Below are 17273 nucleotides of genomic sequence, written 5' to 3' on the forward strand. Positions count from 1 at the left end.
ACTATTTTTAGTCGGTGCCAGCTTTCAGTTAAATGGGGCTCACCGCCAGCTTACATTCAAAATGCCTCGCATCCCAATTTTTCTTTAACACTTGATACTGCTTTATATTAACCACACTAATAGGCACAGGTTTTTGTAGCTGGCGCTCTGTGAGTCTTTCTCGAGTCAGCCTAAGCCAAATGTCGATGTCCAATCCCGTTTGATGGCTAGTATGGCCTGAAGAAAAACGACCACCTTGCGGTAAAGACAAATCACCGACCAGTATATGCGTATTAAGATATTGCTCTGACATCTTGCCCAAACGCTGAACAAAACTGACAGCGCTCGGGTGACCATAATATCTCTGACGATTGCTTCGAAGAACTTGATACCCAGCCCCCTCAAGTGGTAATGCCGAGCCACCTGCTAAACAGCCATTTGCATAGCTGCCGATGGCTTGGGGAGAGTGGGTTGAAGGAATATTCACCTTCTCCCAAGGGCTTGCTGTAGCGGATAGGGTTGGGCAGAATGAAACAGCCAAGAATAATATGCGCCATTTCCAACAATCTAGCATCTCCCACACTCCTATCAGTAATCACATCATGTGTTTACCTTTATGAGAGAGGCTCAACACATATTAATAATGCTCACCATTATCATAGTAGGCATTCGCTTCAAGAGCTGTAAAGATAACGGCAACATCCACATCCGCACCTAAAATATGACGAACTTGCTCAGTGATAAGATTAGCCACTGCGTCCTGAGTCTCTTGCCCACGATCAAACCACAGTACCTCGACGAAAGGATAGGCTTGGCTTACTTGCCCCTCATGATAAAAAGTCGTGTAGACATATTCGAATGTAAAGTCTTCTCTTGGGCAGTCCATATGTGGCTGCAGAGCATCAATTAAAGACTTAGATAAAGACTGAACACTTTGTGGCTCCATGGCGCGAAAACGTAAATGTGGCATTAATGGCTTCCTAATAATTGTGTTTTCACCATAATACCAAGTTAGTGAATAATATCTCGATTATTTCTTTTAAATATGGATTGAAGAAAAAAGCCGCTGAATTCTCAGCGGCTTGTATTTTATTGAGGTATTTCGTCAAACTCAGCACCTTCTTTTTCCACCTGAGGTGGCATAAGGTGCTCTTTGGTTATCCCTAGCTTAAGCGCTAGTGCAGAAGCAACGTAAATAGACGAATAAGTACCAACAGTGATACCCAGTAGAAGGGCCGTAGCAAAACCATGGATCATGGCACCGCCCTGAACAAATAAAGCGATGACAACAAACAAGGTTGTACCCGAAGTAATAAGGGTACGACTCAAGGTTTGAGTAATCGAGCTGTCCATAATTTCTGCCGGCTCACCTTTGCGCATCTTGCGGAAGTTCTCTCGAATTCGGTCAAATACCACTATGGTATCGTTGAGTGAATAACCCACAACCGTAAGAAGCGCCGCTACAATAGTCAAATCGACTTCAATTTGCATCAAGGAGAATACGCCGAGTGTAATAATGACGTCGTGGGCAAGAGCAAGCACAGCACCTGCTGCTAGACGCCATTCAAAACGAATGGATACGTATATCAAGATACAGATCAAAGAAACAATGATAGCAAGCCCACCAGCCTCTGTTAGCTCATCACCAACATTAGGCCCAACAAACTCAATACGGCGCATTTCAACGCTTTCACCTGTGCCAGCTTTAATAGCACTGATGATTTCATTGCCCAGCGTCTCTCCCGCGACGTTTTCACGAGGACGTAACCGAACCATGACATCGCGTGAACTACCAAAGTTTTGCACCGTAGCATCGCCAAAGCCTTTTGCATCAAGCGCGATACGAATTTCCTCTAAGTTGGCAGGCTGTTCAAAGCCAACTTCGATTAGGGTTCCTCCGGTAAAATCCAGACCCCAATTCAGCCACTTAGTTGACAGAGTAAATATCGATGCACCAATCATCAAAATCGATAAAAGGAAGGCGAATTTTGACCAACGCATAAAGTCGATCATTTTGTCTGCTTTTAGAATCTGAAACATAATCATCTCCAGCCTTAGATCGACAATTTATTGATGCGCTTTCCGCCATACATCAAGTTAACAACGCAGCGCGTTCCTATGATGGCAGTAAACATGGAAGTCAAAATACCAATGGAAAGCGTCACGGCAAAACCTTTGATCGCTCCCGTACCAACAGCAAACAAAATAATCGCCGTGATCAGTGTGGTAATGTTGGCATCAGCAATGGTACTAAATGCATTAGCATAACCTTGATGAATCGCTTGCTGTGGATTTCGACCGTCGCGAAGCTCTTCACGTATCCGTTCAAAAATCAGCACATTGGCATCCACCGCCATACCAACTGTCAAAACGATACCTGCAATGCCCGGAAGCGTCATGGTCGCACCCGGTATCATAGACATCACCCCTATGATAAGAACTAGGTTCACCATCAGCGCCATATTGGCGATAAAGCCAAACTTGCGGTAGTAAAGCAAAGTAAACAACATCACCGCAACCATACCCCAGATACACGCCATCACCCCCATATCTATATTTTGTTGTCCCATAGAAGGACCAATGGTACGTTCTTCAACGATAGATATTGGAGCGATCAAGGCACCTGCGCGAAGCAATAAAGCGAGATTGTGTGCTTCGGCAGCAGTATCGATACCAGTAATACGGAAATTACGACCAAGCGCTGATTGAATGGTAGCTTGGTTGATGACTTCCTCGTGCTTACTCAGAATAACTTTACCTTCAGGCGTACGTCGACCACTGTCTTTGTACTCAGCAAATACGGTTGCCATCAGTTGGCCAATATTCTTTTTCGAGAAAGACGACATTTTACTGCCACCTTCACTATCAAGTGAGATATTAACTTGAGGTCGTCCGTATTCATCAGTACTAGAGCTTGCATCCGTAATGCTTGAGCCACCTAAGATCACGCGCTTTTTCAAAACCACAGGGCGTCCATCGCGATCTTGTTTGATCTCACTACCTGCTGGTGCTCTGCCACTTGCAGCTGCAGCTAGATCCGCTCTGTCATCCACTTCACGAAATTCAAGCGTTGCAGTGGCACCCAAGATTTCCTTGGCACGAGCGGTATCTTGAACACCTGGTAATTCGACAACAATACGGCTTGCGCCTTGACGCTGAACTAGAGGCTCAGCAACCCCAAGTTCATTAACTCGGTTACGCAAAATGGTGATATTCTGCTCTACTGCATAGTTGCGGATTTCAGCCAGGCGTTGCTCAGTAAATGTCGCTGTGAGCGTAAATCGACCACCAGCGTCTGAGTCCACAAACGTCATATCTGGATGATTTTGGGTTAAGAGACGCTTAGCATCGGCAAGTTGCTCTTCGTTACGAAGTAAGACTTCAACCGAATCTTGCTCTGCAGGGCGAATTGCTCGATAGCGGATCTTAGCTTCACGCAGCTCGCTACGAAATGCTTCTTCTTGTTGACTGACCAGTTTCTCCATCGCAGCGTCCATATCAACTTCCATCAGGAAGTGAACACCACCACGAAGGTCTAAACCTAATTTCATTGGTGCAGCACCAATCGCATCAAGCCAGTCCGGTGTCGCAGGAGCAAGGTTTAAAGCAACAATCTTGTCTTTACCTAAGGCTTCATTGATGACATCTCTAGCACTTAGCTGAGTATCTGTGTCATTGAAACGTACAAGAATGGAGCCATCTTCAAGGGCAATGGATTTTTGAGATAAGCCCTTTTCATTCAGAGCTTGAGTGATAGAGTCCAGCGTCGACATATCGACAGAGGCGCCACGCGCCCCTGTAATTTGAATAGCTGGATCTTCACCATAGATGTTTGGAAGTGCGTATAAAGCAGCAATGGCAATGGTTAGCACCACCATCAAATACTTCCATAATGGATAGCGGTTAAGCACAGCGAGGATCCTTTAGCTGTTTATAGAGATTTAAGCGTACCTTTTGGCAGCACTGCAGTCACAAAATCTTTCTTGATAACGATTTCGTTGTTAGCATTGAGTTCAACAGAAATATAGTCGTTGTCTTCTGCGATTTTGGTAATTTTTCCTACCAAGCCACCGCTAGTCAGTACTTCGTCACCTTTGCCCATCGATGCCATTAGGCTCTTATGCTCTTTAACGCGCTTAGCTTGTGGGCGGTAAATCATGAAGTAAAAGATAACCGCAAACATACCTAGCATGATCAGCATTTCAAAACCACCACCTGCGGGTGCGCCATCTGCGGCATAAGCTGGAGTAATCAACATTAAAACAATCCTCTATTTACTTTTATTAAATATCCAAGTTGGGCTTGGGCATCAAGGTTTCAAGAGACACTCAAACATTTAGAGAGCCTAGTCTCAAAATTCCCAAGAATTTGCCTAACTAATTCACAAAAGCCTTTGGCGCAATACCAAAGGCTGTTCATCTTTATTGCTCTTTTGCCAAAGGTGGTACTTCACGATTTCGGCGAGCATAAAACTCTTTAACAAACTCATCAAAGCGATCTTCATCGATTGCTTGACGAATACCTTCCATCACGCGTTGATAGTAACGAAGGTTATGGATGGTATTGAGGCGAGCACCCAAAATTTCATTACAGCGATCAAGATGGTGCAAATACGCTTTTGAATAATTCTGGCAAGTGTAACAGTCACACTCAGGATCCAGAGGTGTTGTATCGGTTTTATGTTTAGCATTACGGATCTTGATCACACCACCAGTAACAAACAGGTGTCCGTTACGGGCATTACGTGTCGGCATCACACAATCAAACATATCGATACCACGGCGAACACCTTCAACTAAGTCTTCCGGCTTTCCAACCCCCATAAGATAACGAGGTTTGTCTTCTGGAAGTTGTGGGCAAGTGTGCTCAAGTACACGATGCATGTCTTCTTTCGGCTCACCAACCGCGAGCCCACCAACGGCATAACCGTCAAAGCCGATGTCAGTCAAACCTTTGACCGATACGTCACGTAAATCTTCGTAAACGCCGCCCTGTACAATACCAAATAGGCTGTTGGGGTTTTCTAGTTTGTCAAAATGATCACGTGAGCGCTGCGCCCATCGCAGTGACATTTCCATCGATTTCTTGGCTTGATCGTGCGTCGCTGGATAAGGCGTACACTCGTCGAAAATCATCACGATGTCTGAACCGAGATCTTGCTGAATTTCCATCGACTTTTCTGCGTCCATGAAAATTTTATCTCCGTTTACTGGATTACGGAAATGTACACCTTGCTCGGTAATTTTGCGGATATCCCCCAGACTAAAGACCTGAAAGCCCCCTGAATCGGTTAAGATAGGTCCCTGCCAATTCATAAAATCATGCAGGTCGCCATGCATTTTCATGACTTCTTGTCCTGGGCGTAGCCAAAGGTGGAAAGTATTACCAAGCAAAATCTCTGCTCCAGTCCCTTTTACCTCTTCTGGCGTCATGCCTTTCACCGTGCCATAAGTACCAACCGGCATAAAAGCAGGGGTTTGCACACTACCACGTTCAAAAGTCAGCTGACCTCGACGCGCCGTGCCGTCTTTCTTTTTCAGATCAAATTTTAATTTCACCAAGCCTCCCAATGTCAGAAATACAGTCTGACCAAAAGTGCCGAGTATTCGCATCAAAACCAGCGATTAAGCCAGCCAAAAGCTATTTAATATTGGCAGCCTTATTCACCGCGAACACCCTTAAATTTTTATTTAACGCTCAAGCGTTCTCTTACTAATAAACATGGAATCACCATAGGAGAAAAAGCGATACTTGTTCTCAACGGCATGTTTATAGGCATTCATCGTATGCTCAAAACCAGCAAACGCACTCACCAACATAATCAAGGTTGATTCTGGAAGATGAAAATTTGTGATCAAGCAGTCAACCAATTGATATTCATATCCTGGATAAATAAATATTTCCGTATCCCCAAAAAAGGGAGCCAGTTCTGTGCCTTTTTTGAGCGCATCTTGTGCGGCGCTTTCTAAAGAACGAACCGAGGTCGTCCCCACGGCGATAATTTTACCACCGCGAGATTTGGTTTTGTTGATAGCATCGACGACTTGCTGAGGGACTTCCACATACTCAGCGTGCATATGATGATCGTGAATATTATCAACTTTAACTGGCTGGAAAGTGCCTGCTCCGATATGCAGTGTCACATAGGCAAGCTCTGCACCTTTTGCCTGGATCTTAGCAAGTAAAGCATCATCAAAATGCAGCCCTGCGGTCGGAGCAGCGACAGCGCCTGGCTTTTGGTTGTATACCGTTTGATAACGTTCTTTATCCGAGTCTTCGTCAGGTCTATCAATATAAGGCGGTAAAGGCATATGACCAATATGCTCTAAAATCTCTAATACTGTTTTATCCGACTCAAACTTCAACTCAAATAAGGCTTCATGCCGAGCCATCATCTTGGCTGAGTATTCATCGTTTTCGCCTAGAACGATTGTCGAGCCTGGTTTAGGAGATTTAGAACAACGAACATGAGCCAGTATGCGATGCTCATCTAGCATTCTTTCTACCAAGACTTCTAATTTGCCACCTGACTCTTTGCGACCAAACATACGCGCAGGAATAACGCGCGTATTATTAAACACGACCAAATCTCCTGCTTGAATCTGCTCTAAGACATCAGTAAATGTGCCATCGCAAACTTGACCTGTATTGCCATCTAACTGAAGTAGTCGGCTGGCGGTACGCTCTGGTTGAGGATAACGAGCAATAAGCTCATCAGGTAAATCAAAGTGAAAATCGGATACTTGCATCTTACTAATCTTTTGTCGTGGTTTCTCTTGCTGTGATCAAAGCCGAACTGATTCTGTCACAAACAGACGACGAGTTTTTCGCAGCCGACTAGTATATGCTGGACGTACTCAATAGCAAGGATTGAGGTGTGAATATTTGTAATCCATGTTGATTTGATTGATAGCTGTAAAGTTGAATCTAGTGACTGTACATAATTTGCCACATTGATTTTGACAAGTTAAAACTAAAAACCTTGCCACCTCTCAAACTCTCTAACTGAAAGCGTCTATAGTAGAGAAGATAAAACAACAACTCAGGAGGCAGCCATGATAAAAGTCGAAGACATGATGACACGTAACCCACATACTTTATTACGTTCGCACCAACTTTCAGACGCCAAACATACCATGGACGCACTAGATATTCGCCATATTCCTATTGTCGATGCTCATAAGCAGTTGCTGGGCGTAGTATCACAACGTGATGTGTTGGCAGCGCAAGAATCCAGTCTACAAAACATCCCCGAAAACCAAGCCTTTACTCTGAATACGCCGCTGTATGAAGTCATGAAAACCGATTTAATGACAGTTGCACCACAAGCGGGATTAAAACAAAGTGCGCTCTACATGCAAAAGCACAAGGTTGGCTGTCTACCTGTGGTCGACAAAGGGCAACTCGTGGGTATCATTACCGATACTGATTTTGTAGCCATCGCAATTAACTTGCTGGAGCTACAAGAAGAAATGGAACCTGAGGAAATCGATTAAAACAATGCACTTTTAATCTTTTGAAAAGTAGCGAGTCACCAAACAAGCAGTGGCTCGCTGTCATGTTCTAGAACTGATCTTCTTCGGTCGATCCTGTCAAAGCGGTGACAGAAGAGTTTCCTCCCTGAATCGTGTTGGTCATTTTATCAAAATAACCCGTACCGACTTCTTGCTGGTGCGCAACAAAGGTATACCCTTTTTCTGCTGCTTTAAATTCTGGGCGCTGAACTTTCTCAACATAATGGCGCATTCCCTCACCTTGGGCATAATCATGCGCGAGTTCAAACATGTTGAACCACATATTGTGGATCCCTGCTAAGGTGATAAATTGGTATTTGTACCCCATATCCGACAGCTCTTGCTGAAACTTAGCAATAGTTTCAGCGTCAAGATTTTTCTCCCAGTTAAATGAGGGGGAACAGTTATAAGCGAGCAGCTGCTCTGGATATTGAGCATGGATCGCCTTAGCAAACTTGCGCGCTTCTTCTAAACAAGGCGTAGCGGTTTCACACCAAATAAGATCGGCATAAGGAGCATACGCAAGGCCTCTGGAGATCGCTTGATCAATACCAGCACGCACACGATAAAACCCTTCTTGAGTACGTTCACCTTGAATAAAATCTTTATCATACGGATCGCAGTCTGAGGTCAAAAGATCCGCTGCATTAGCATCAGTACGAGCAATAACCAAGGTTCTTGTTCCCGCCACATCGGCAGCCAAGCGCGCAGCAACCAGCTTTTGCACTGCTTCTTGAGTAGGAACTAGCACCTTACCGCCCATATGACCACACTTTTTCACTGAAGCAAGCTGGTCTTCAAAATGCACTCCAGCCGCGCCAGCATCGATCATGGACTTCATTAACTCGTAGGCGTTTAGTACCCCGCCAAACCCAGCTTCAGCATCAGCTACAATTGGCAGGAAGTAGTCAATCCCACCTTCATCATTTGGTGACTTGCCGTTTGACCATTGGATTTGATCGGCGCGGCGAAAAGAATTGTTGATCCTTTTCACCACAGCAGGCACAGAATCGACAGGGTATAAAGATTGATCAGGGTACATAGACGATGCGGTATTGTTATCAGCGGCAACCTGCCAACCAGATAAATAAACCGCCTCGATACCCGCTTTAGCCTGCTGCACCGCTTGCCCTCCAGTCAGCGCGCCAAGACAATTGACATAACCTTTCTTAGCATCGCCATTGACCAAGGCCCAAAGCTTGTCTGCACCGCGCTGAGCTATGGTATTTTCCGGTACCATGGATCCTCGTAAAGTGACCACCTCTTCTGCACTATAAGGGCGTTTGACATTTTTCCAACGCGGATTGGTTGCCCAGTCTTGTTCGATTGCCTCAATTTGTTGGCGGCGAGTTAAGTTTGTCATCGTTATTTCCTTCTATTGATGAACCAATATTGCTGTTGTTATATCAGCGGTACTTCCTTCTCCGCTGTTTACGATCGATGTTACTGACGATGTTGGTGATTAATCTAGGTAGTCATATCCTGGAATGGTGAGAAAATCGCTTAGCTCTTGACTGGTCGTGAGTTTGGCCATCAAATTCGCCGCTTCTTCAAAACGTCCAGCTTGATAACGCTCATCACCGAGTTCTGCTTTAACAACATTTATCTCTTCATTCAAGTACTGTTCAAACAGTGCTTTGGAGACAACTTGCCCGTTATCTAGAGATTTACCATGCTTGATCCACTGCCAAATGGATGCTCTTGAAATTTCGGCCGTCGCAGCATCTTCCATCAATCCATAAATCGGCACACAGCCATTGCCTGAAATCCAGGCTTCAACGTATTGCAGCGCCACCCTGATATTGTGTCTCATGCCTTGCTCGGTACGCTCACCTTGGCAAGGTCTAAGTAAATCTTGAGCTAGGACAGGAGCATCACCTTCACGAGTAACATCAAGTTGGTTGCTTCGCTCTGCCAACACATGGTTAAAGACTTTGATTGCGGTCTCTGCCAACCCAGGGTGAGCGACCCAAGTGCCATCATGACCATTTTGCGCTTCCAATGATTTATCGGTTTGGATCTTATTAAGCACTTGCTGATTCTGCTCTGGATCCTTAGCTGGAATAAATGCGGCCATTCCTCCCATAGCAAATGCGCCGCGCCGATGACAGGTTCGAATAAGCAAACGAGAATAGGCATTGAGAAAAGGCTGATCCATAGTGACACTCTGCCTATCAGGTAAGATACGGTCGGGGTGATTTTTTAGTGTCTTGATATAGCTAAAGATATAATCCCAGCGGCCACAATTAAGACCAACGATATGCTCTTTAAGGGCAAACAAAATCTCATCCATCGCAAATACCGCAGGGATGGTTTCAATCAAAACGGTCGCTTTTATCCTTCCAGTCTCTAAACCGTAATACTGTTCAGTAAAGTGGAATATTTGACTCCACCACTGAGCTTCTTGGTAGGATTGAAGCTTGGGCAAATAGAAATAAGGGCCACTGCCTTTTTTGATTAAGCTCTGGTGGTTATTATGAAAATAAACAGCGAAATCAAACAAAGCCCCCGGAATCGGTTTGCCATTTAAAAGCACATGCTTTTCTTTAAGGTGAATACCTCTGACGCGACAAATCAGCACCGCAGGGTCATCTTTAAGTCGATACTGCTTTCCACTTTTCGGATCCTGGTAGGATATAGTGCCATTTATTGCATCGCGTAAATTTATCTGACCATCTAATAATTGCGTCCAATCTGGCGACATAGAATCTTCAAAGTCAGCCATAAACACTTTTACCTTAGCGTTTAATGCATTGATGACCATCTTTCGATCCGTTGGCCCAGTGATCTCAACTCGGCGATCTTGAAGGTCGTTTGGAATTTGGCTTACCTTCCAATCACTGTCTCTGATTTCTTGCGTATCCGGATCAAAGTCAGGTAAAGAGCCAGCATCAATACGAGCCTGATATTCTTCACGAGCCGTTAGTAATACTTGGTTTTGACCAGCAAATTTCTCACATAAGAGAGACAAAAATCCCTGACATTCATCAGAAAAAATCGCTTGATGCTCTGATGAAAGAGGAGCGGTAATTTCTAAGCTGCCTTTATTCACACCATTTTCTTGTGTTTGCTTAACTGTATTTTCTGTAGCTGAAGTCTTCAAAAGCATTTCCTTTACCTTCTCCGGTCAACAATCCAAGTATGGTATTGATTACGCATACCAAGACAGTCAATGAAAATTACATATGTAACTATAAAACGACAAAGACACTGTACTATCTATGCTATGTATTAGACCAAAGATAACCGCGAAACATAGCTAACACATAGCGTCAAAAACCTATCAAACTCTCATTAAACTATAACAATTAAAGATTAAATAAAAAGCTCTCAAGAGCGTGAAAAACAAAATTCAACATTTTATCTTTTTGACTTTAAGTTATTGATTTTTCATTATTGATGAAATTTAGCTTCGTAATTAAATTACCAATAGACGAGTAACCTGAAGAGCTTTCAAACAAGCGTTTAATTTATTTCAACAAGGAGTGGCTCCTTATACTTTGATGTACAAGCACCGCGGGTAAAGTCACTTCAAACAAGCAAGATGAAAGAGATTGTAAAATTGACACTGTGAAGTTTCACTATTTAATGAAACCTTCGCCAAGAAAAAGCTGTGAAATTTTACAAGTTAAACTTCACCAACAGAATAAAAAACCATTTCATAGATAAAAACCAGTCAGTAAAACTGGCTAAAACAGAGAATAGATCATAATCACTACACTTAAAGTAGCTCAGAAACGACTTGTGCTAGCTGATTAAAGGTGTTGACTCTTGAAGAACTGGGTCTCCAGACCAAACCTATATGTCGGTGAGCTTGTTGCTCTGGCGGATCGACAACCACCAAATTTTGGTTTTCAATCAACCCATGGTCAATCGCCATCTGAGGGATAAAAGTGGTGCCCATGCCATTCGCCACCATTTGAACCAAAGTATGCAAACTTGTGGCAGAAAATGGGTTAATCTTTTCTTTTCTGGTTAGCTGGCAGGCTGACACCGCATGCTCAGTCAAACAGTGCTCTTTTTCAAGCAAAAATACAGATTCATCGGGAAGGTCGTCGTATTTAATGGGTGTACGAATGGTATTCGCCTGTTGGCGACTAATGATCATCTTAAACGGATCATTGCCAACAATTTTGCTCTCCATACCATCGAGATCAACGGGCAAGGCTAAGATCAATATATCCAATTCACCATGGCGAAGCGCGGCCAACAAATTATTAGTGGTATCTTCTCTTAACAAGAGATTAAGCAAAGGAAAACGTTGATTCACTTCTTGGACAAGATCACAGAGCAAAAATGGCGCTATGGTTGGGATACAACCTAGTCGCAATTGCCCTTGCATCTCTCCTCCTTGACACTGCCGACCTAACTCAACCAAGTCTTGGCCTTTGGCCAGTAACTCACGACCTTGTTTTACCACCTGCTCTCCCGCCAAAGTAAAAACAAGCGGCCCCTTTTTGTCTTTTTTTTCATAAAGCGGGCAGCCAATCAAATCTTCCAGATTTTGAATCCCTTTACTCAAGGTTGATTGACTCACAAAGCACTTTTTGGCGGCTTCACTAAAGTGGCGAGTTTCATGTAGTGTGATCAGATAATGTAACTGTTTAAGGTTTGGCCATTTAATCATAATTTTGTTTTTTAAACGTCTCAGTTTAGTGAACAGCGCATAGATTTTGACCTATCGTTTTTTTCGATTAACTTAATCTATTTATTTCGCTTTTTTCAATACTACAATCTGTACTATAGTTTGTCTCGCACAAACACGGACCAAACCAAAATTACTCAAGATGGTTTGGAACTAACCATACTTTTTAGGAGCAAAATAATGGTACTAGTAGGTCGTCAAGCCCCTGACTTTACTGCGGCAGCTGTTCTAGGTAACGGTGAAATCGTTGACAACTTCAACTTTGCAGAATTCACTAAAGGTAAGAAAGCGGTTGTTTTCTTCTACCCACTAGATTTCACGTTCGTTTGCCCATCAGAGCTTATTGCATTCGACAATCGTCTAGCTGACTTCCAAGAAAAAGGCGTTGAAGTAATCGGTGTTTCTATCGATTCTCAATTCTCGCACAATGCATGGCGTAACACGGCTATCGAAGATGGCGGCATCGGTGAAGTGAAATACCCACTGGTTGCAGACGTTAAGCACGAAATCTGCAAAGCTTACGACGTTGAGCACCCAGAAGCAGGCGTTGCATTCCGTGGTTCTTTCTTAATCGACGAAGAAGGTGTTGTTCGTCACCAAGTGGTTAACGACCTTCCATTAGGCCGTAACATTGACGAAATGCTACGCATGGTTGACGCGCTAAACTTCCACCAGAAGCACGGCGAAGTATGTCCTGCGCAATGGGAAGAAGGTAAAGCTGGTATGGATGCATCTCCAAAAGGTGTTGCAGCATTCCTATCTGAGCACGCTAGCGACCTAAGCAAATAATAGACTTAGCCGCAACTGACGAATAGTCAGTTAATGCGAAAGATACTTTGCAAAGAGCTCAAACCATGTTTGGGCTCTTTTTGATTTTCATCCACGCTATATTGAGCTAACCAATATAGATAAAAAGACAGAGTGTCGGTAAAAAGACAAAAAGTATCGACCTTCAGACGTTATCCATCGCGGTGCTTTAAAGACGAAAACACTCTCCTTATGATGAACACAATACAAGCTTAGAAGGGAAACTCGTTTTCCTTGACCCAACGGAGATTCAAAACATGGCTACTTTCTCTCTCGCTTTCGGCACGGCAACGAAAAACCGTGATGGAAAAATCATCGAAGCCTTTTTCCCCCATCCTGTACTAGCACCCACTGATGCACTGGTCGATTCACTAGCGGAAGTAACGGGTTACCAAGAAGGCAACCAAGTTATAGAGGTGACTGCGAGCCAAAGTGCACAGCTTGCTAAAGCATTCGAAACCAACGGTGATAGCAATAACGCTAAATTTGCAGCTAAAGCCACCGAGTCTGAGCAGCCGCTAGTGCTTGTTATTCTCAAAACAGATGAAAAGCCCTCTTCTGTTGCAGAAGGCTTTCTGAAACTGCAACTTATCTCTAACCGTTTAGTTCTGCCTCACGGCACCGTACTCGATGGCATTTTTGGCCTGCTGCACAATATTGCTTGGACTAACGAGGGTCCAATTGATCTGCCAGAACTTGCTGAGCGTCAAATTGAAGCTCGCTTAGCGGGACGTCATTTGTCGGTTGATTGCGTTGATAAATTCCCGAAAATGGTCGATTACGTGGTACCTGCTGGCGTTCGCATTGCGGATACAGCTCGCGTTCGCCTTGGCGCACATGTGGGTGAAGGTACAACGGTAATGCATGAAGGCTTCATCAACTTCAATGCGGGAACAACTGGAACAAGCATGGTTGAAGGCCGTATTTCTGCTGGTGTAGTGGTTGGCAATGGCTCTGATATTGGTGGCGGCGCCTCGATTATGGGTACACTATCTGGCGGTGGCTCCGTTGTTGTGTCTATTGGTGAAAGCTCTCTTCTTGGCGCCAATGCTGGTCTTGGCTTCCCACTTGGCGATCGCTGCACTGTCGAGTCTGGTTTGTATGTCACCGCTGGCTCAAAGGTCCTCATGCTAGATTCGCAAGGTAATGAGGTTGAGACAGTTAAAGCACGCGATCTTACTGGCGTATCCGACTTACTTTTCCGTCGCAATTCAGTCACAGGTCAGATTGAGTGTCTAGCTAACAAAACCGCGGTAGAACTTAACTCAGAGCTGCACAGTAACAACTAAGTTTTGTGCACTGCTTACGATTGAAAGGCTGGTGGTAAACCATCAGCCTTTTGTTTATGCCTACAGCTCCACTATCTCTAACCACCCTACCCAGGATGTCCATCGACTCTGGCTGTCACAAGCATAAACCCAAATTTGACTAAGTATATCGTGAAGGCTAGTGCCCATAGAAAGCCGCTAATATCGAGCAGTAAAATAAGCTTCTCAGGCCAAATCGTTACACCTACACTACGCACAATCGCTGCTATCATCAAGGCAGCAAAGCCTATCGCCATACTAGGGCCTTGATAAATAGCGCGCCCTGTATGTCCCATTGTCACTCGAGTTATCATAGCCAAAATCAAACCACCCAGAGCACCAATCACAAATAAATGCAGCATATTATGCGCCGCATACGTATGGCTAAGTCCTGCGCGCAGAACCAAGCTCATCGGAATACAAAAGTAAGCCAGATGCAGCGACCATAACAAAGGCTCTCGGTAAGTGCGCCAAGGCTGCCACCTGATGACAATAACCAAATGCGCCGCTCCAGAGACAAGCATCATCACTTGTTCCAAATGCGCGAATTCTGTCGGTAAAAAGCTAAGATTAAACAACACCAGTAAAGGCAAAATAGCCAAAGCCTCAAGCCAAAGAATTGCAGAAGGCTTGAGAGTGTTTAGCCGGCGAGCAGTAAAAAATGGGATAACTCTTGCGCCCATGACCGAGAGCAAAATCGTAAACCACCACAACATTGCCAGCCAAACATCAGATGAAGAAAAAGGCCCAATATCTTGTAGTGACGCATAGCTGGCTAAGTTAGCCAGTAAAGCCAATACAAATAAAGGAATAAAGAATGCATTGCGCCATCCTTTGGCCTTGATGACTCGAACACCTGTCTCATAGGCAACCATGGCGATAAACAGGCTTTCAATAGCAGCAATCAGCCATAAAGGTGACTCAGTCCAAAACAATAACCGAGGCAAAAGCCATAAGTTAACCAGTAGGGCTAATCGATAACTTTTGGTGCCATTGATCCCTGTCCAATTCTGCACCGCAGTCAAAACAAATCCAACGACGATAGCCATAGAAAAGCCAAATATCATTTCGTGAGCATGCCACCATAAAGCAGGCACTTGTAAGCGAATGGGTTGGCCCGTTTGAAACATCCATACCCATAGCGTTATAGCAATTGCCGCATAGCTTGCACCAAGGAGGAAAAATGGTCGAAAGGCTAGACGAAAAACAGGTATAATGGCATCTTCTATTCTTTTATCACTAATATTGATCACTGTATGCCCCGTAAAATAAGCTAAATACAGAAAAGTAAGCAATATTTATTCCCGAACTCAAATCATTGTTTTATATAAAAATAAAAGCAAATAAAGTCATTAAGACTCGATAAAAACAAGGTCAAGATTACTCTTTATTGTCATATTGACACAATAATCAACCACGGTGTGGATAAGCTCTAATTGGTACCTCATCGATAAAAAGGGTTATATTTGCGGTAAAGCATTAAAAGACAGCAAAGCACAAAAGGGAAAACAAGTGGCGACGTATATATTTGGTTATGGCAGCTTAATTAACTCAGCATCACGGCAATTAACCGGCGCAACCGGCCTTGCGCACCCTGCGGTTATTCACGGGTTTAAGCGCATATGGGGAAAACTGGATACAAGCTATACCCTATCGCCTTTGGTGGTACAAAAAGGCCAAGGGCTAGTCAATGGGGTGTTAATTGAAATTGCTCAAAATGAGCTAAAAGAGTTTGATACTAGAGAGCGCAATTACCAGCGCATTCAAGTCTCTCTCACTGAGATAGATACCACCCACTCGCTCACCTCAAGCGATCATATCTGGTTGTATATTAATGATGACGCCAAGCAGCCCTGTGAACAAGTGCCTATAATGCAAAGCTATGTGGATACCGTACTCGCCGGCTGCCTAGATATTTCAGAGTCTTTTGCCAAGCAATTTATAGAGCATACTTTAGGCTGGCACTGCCCACGTCAAAACGATCGCCATACCCCAACATATGCCCATTTGGCCGGCGTGCAGCAACATCACTATTGTTTGATAGATAAACTACTAAAGGGAGCCTAAGCTCCCTTCGTTGACGCTAATTGGGTTATCAGAACTTATAGTCTAGACCGAGATACCAAGTATCATGTTCATAATACTTAAGGTTAGCCATTCGATATCCAGCATTTAGTATTATATTGTTGTTCAGTGCATATCCCGTTTCTAGACCGTAGACAAACTCAGTTTCATTGTCGCTATCATTTATAGTTTCTTTTCTTGTAAATAGGGTAGAGTCGAATGAATCCACATATTCAACAGGCCCCGTCCAACTTGACTTCATTTTGTACATACCTACCCCGAAGACAGCACCAAAGTAGAATGAAGATCCTGGAATAAAGTATTTAGGCTTCAAATAGAATGATAACGCGTGTGTATCATTAGTTTGTTTAGCACCAGTACCCCCTGTCGGGATAAAGTCAAACTTACCATAGTCAGCAAACTCAGCCTCAACCCCAAGAATTACGGAGTCCGCAAGCTTAAAGTCATAACCAATCGAAATCGCACCACTGGTCGAGGATGGTGAGCTATCACTTTCATCCGCCTCAAAAGTGGTACCAATAATATCAGCACCAATATACCAACCTTCATCAAGGTAGCCATGTTGTGACCCTATATTCTCTGCACCCACTGCTTGAAACGAAGCCGCTGCAACAAATGCGGCTAAGACTGCTTTTTTCATTTTTATACCTATTATTTGACTTATGTTTTAAAAAAACCGGAAAACAATAGATAGATCTGATAATAATGTACACTTTATTGCAAGATTAAATACAAAAAAATCACGCCAATTGATTTGCTTGGTTAATAAATCAACAATAATGAAGGTAATTAGACGCTCGTTTAAGACTCAATGTAAAAATTTATAGATGCGGCGTGGTAGGTATATCGATTGAGGGAAAAGCGAAAAGGGAGCCTAAGCTCCCTAATGCCGATCAGTTAAACATTAATCGGCAGATCAATTGAATGATCCCATCA

At 43.8% G+C, this 17273-nt stretch carries 16 protein-coding genes; 4 read left to right on the top strand and 12 right to left on the bottom strand.

The window, feature by feature from the left end:
* Positions 1 to 28 precede the first annotated feature (28 nt).
* The 7 genes from AAFM34_RS17050 to queA form a co-directional block, all read right to left on the bottom strand.
* Positions 29 to 553, bottom strand: a complete 525-nt coding sequence (locus tag AAFM34_RS17050) for a penicillin-insensitive murein endopeptidase (protein ID WP_371833285.1) — start codon at positions 551 to 553, stop codon at positions 29 to 31.
* 63 nt (positions 554 to 616) lie between these two features.
* The gene (locus tag AAFM34_RS17055; protein WP_239172849.1) at positions 617 to 949 is read right to left on the bottom strand and encodes a DUF1904 domain-containing protein; all 333 of its coding nucleotides are present in this window, start codon (positions 947 to 949) and stop codon (positions 617 to 619) included.
* Between the two features lie 119 nt (positions 950 to 1068).
* Positions 1069 to 2019: a protein translocase subunit SecF gene (gene secF / locus AAFM34_RS17060; protein WP_341664860.1), complete on the bottom strand. Its 951-nt coding sequence runs from the start codon at positions 2017 to 2019 to the stop codon at positions 1069 to 1071.
* Positions 2020 to 2033: 14 nt separating this feature from the next.
* On the bottom strand, positions 2034 to 3890 hold the full coding sequence (gene secD / locus AAFM34_RS17065) for a protein translocase subunit SecD (RefSeq protein WP_341664862.1): 1857 nt from the start codon (positions 3888 to 3890) through the stop codon (positions 2034 to 2036).
* A 20-nt stretch (positions 3891 to 3910) separates the two neighbouring features.
* Entirely contained in the window at positions 3911 to 4237 is a 327-nt protein-coding gene (yajC, locus tag AAFM34_RS17070) for a preprotein translocase subunit YajC (protein WP_152429657.1), read from the bottom strand.
* A gap of 163 nt (positions 4238 to 4400) precedes the next feature.
* Positions 4401 to 5537, bottom strand: coding sequence for a tRNA guanosine(34) transglycosylase Tgt (gene tgt / locus AAFM34_RS17075; protein ID WP_152429656.1), 1137 nt, complete (start codon positions 5535 to 5537; stop codon positions 4401 to 4403).
* Positions 5538 to 5669: 132 nt separating this feature from the next.
* Positions 5670 to 6728, bottom strand: a complete 1059-nt coding sequence (gene queA / locus AAFM34_RS17080; RefSeq protein ID WP_341664865.1) for a tRNA preQ1(34) S-adenosylmethionine ribosyltransferase-isomerase QueA — start codon at positions 6726 to 6728, stop codon at positions 5670 to 5672.
* A gap of 306 nt (positions 6729 to 7034) precedes the next feature.
* On the opposite strand from queA, the gene AAFM34_RS17085 reads away from it, so the two are divergent.
* Positions 7035 to 7475, top strand: a complete 441-nt coding sequence (locus tag AAFM34_RS17085; protein WP_160925950.1) for a CBS domain-containing protein — start codon at positions 7035 to 7037, stop codon at positions 7473 to 7475.
* 67 nt (positions 7476 to 7542) lie between these two features.
* Here AAFM34_RS17085 and aceA read toward each other — a convergent pair whose 3' ends face one another.
* The 3 genes from aceA to AAFM34_RS17100 all read right to left on the bottom strand — a co-directional run bounded on the left by aceA (position 7543) and on the right by AAFM34_RS17100 (position 12120).
* Positions 7543 to 8856 (bottom strand): isocitrate lyase, encoded by a 1314-nt coding sequence (aceA, locus tag AAFM34_RS17090; protein WP_341664869.1) that lies wholly within the window; start codon positions 8854 to 8856, stop codon positions 7543 to 7545.
* Between the two features lie 99 nt (positions 8857 to 8955).
* Entirely contained in the window at positions 8956 to 10602 is a 1647-nt protein-coding gene (gene aceB / locus AAFM34_RS17095) for a malate synthase A (RefSeq protein WP_341664871.1), read from the bottom strand.
* 612 nt (positions 10603 to 11214) lie between these two features.
* Complete coding sequence (locus AAFM34_RS17100; protein ID WP_341664873.1) at positions 11215 to 12120, bottom strand: hydrogen peroxide-inducible genes activator; 906 nt, start codon at positions 12118 to 12120, stop codon at positions 11215 to 11217.
* A 198-nt stretch (positions 12121 to 12318) separates the two neighbouring features.
* Between AAFM34_RS17100 and AAFM34_RS17105 the strand changes: the two genes are divergently transcribed.
* Together AAFM34_RS17105 and dapD are read left to right on the top strand one after the other, a co-directional pair.
* Complete coding sequence (locus AAFM34_RS17105) at positions 12319 to 12927, top strand: peroxiredoxin (RefSeq protein ID WP_114786445.1); 609 nt, start codon at positions 12319 to 12321, stop codon at positions 12925 to 12927.
* 275 nt (positions 12928 to 13202) lie between these two features.
* Positions 13203 to 14234, top strand: a complete 1032-nt coding sequence (gene dapD, locus AAFM34_RS17110; protein ID WP_341664876.1) for a 2,3,4,5-tetrahydropyridine-2,6-dicarboxylate N-succinyltransferase — start codon at positions 13203 to 13205, stop codon at positions 14232 to 14234.
* Positions 14235 to 14320: 86 nt separating this feature from the next.
* On the opposite strand, the gene AAFM34_RS17115 is transcribed toward dapD, so the two are convergent.
* On the bottom strand, positions 14321 to 15505 hold the full coding sequence (locus AAFM34_RS17115) for an NnrS family protein (RefSeq protein ID WP_341664878.1): 1185 nt from the start codon (positions 15503 to 15505) through the stop codon (positions 14321 to 14323).
* A 259-nt stretch (positions 15506 to 15764) separates the two neighbouring features.
* Between AAFM34_RS17115 and AAFM34_RS17120 the strand changes: the two genes are divergently transcribed.
* Positions 15765 to 16319 (top strand): gamma-glutamylcyclotransferase family protein, encoded by a 555-nt coding sequence (locus AAFM34_RS17120; protein ID WP_341664880.1) that lies wholly within the window; start codon positions 15765 to 15767, stop codon positions 16317 to 16319.
* 28 nt (positions 16320 to 16347) lie between these two features.
* Here the strand turns inward: AAFM34_RS17120 and AAFM34_RS17125 are convergent, their stop codons facing one another.
* Positions 16348 to 16977, bottom strand: a complete 630-nt coding sequence (locus tag AAFM34_RS17125; RefSeq protein ID WP_341664882.1) for an outer membrane beta-barrel protein — start codon at positions 16975 to 16977, stop codon at positions 16348 to 16350.
* Positions 16978 to 17273 lie beyond the last annotated feature (296 nt).

Origin of the sequence: Vibrio sp. (assembly GCF_038138445.1) — a bacterium.
GTDB lineage: Bacteria > Pseudomonadota > Gammaproteobacteria > Enterobacterales > Vibrionaceae > Vibrio.

Bases quoted from the DNA above. Each gene is read 5' to 3' on its own strand.
- AAFM34_RS17050 (WP_371833285.1), bottom strand. From the start codon at position 553: ATGCTAGATTGTTGGAAATGGCGCATATTATTCTTGGCTGTTTCATTC.
- AAFM34_RS17055 (WP_239172849.1), bottom strand. From the start codon at position 949: ATGCCACATTTACGTTTTCGCGCCATGGAGCCACAAAGTGTTCAGTCT.
- secF (WP_341664860.1), bottom strand. From the start codon at position 2,019: ATGTTTCAGATTCTAAAAGCAGACAAAATGATCGACTTTATGCGTTGG.
- yajC (WP_152429657.1), bottom strand. From the start codon at position 4,237: ATGTTGATTACTCCAGCTTATGCCGCAGATGGCGCACCCGCAGGTGGT.
- queA (WP_341664865.1), bottom strand. From the start codon at position 6,728: ATGCAAGTATCCGATTTTCACTTTGATTTACCTGATGAGCTTATTGCT.
- AAFM34_RS17085 (WP_160925950.1), top strand. From the start codon at position 7,035: ATGATAAAAGTCGAAGACATGATGACACGTAACCCACATACTTTATTA.
- aceA (WP_341664869.1), bottom strand. From the start codon at position 8,856: ATGACAAACTTAACTCGCCGCCAACAAATTGAGGCAATCGAACAAGAC.
- aceB (WP_341664871.1), bottom strand. From the start codon at position 10,602: ATGCTTTTGAAGACTTCAGCTACAGAAAATACAGTTAAGCAAACACAA.
- AAFM34_RS17100 (WP_341664873.1), bottom strand. From the start codon at position 12,120: ATGATTAAATGGCCAAACCTTAAACAGTTACATTATCTGATCACACTA.
- AAFM34_RS17105 (WP_114786445.1), top strand. From the start codon at position 12,319: ATGGTACTAGTAGGTCGTCAAGCCCCTGACTTTACTGCGGCAGCTGTT.
- dapD (WP_341664876.1), top strand. From the start codon at position 13,203: ATGGCTACTTTCTCTCTCGCTTTCGGCACGGCAACGAAAAACCGTGAT.
- AAFM34_RS17125 (WP_341664882.1), bottom strand. From the start codon at position 16,977: ATGAAAAAAGCAGTCTTAGCCGCATTTGTTGCAGCGGCTTCGTTTCAA.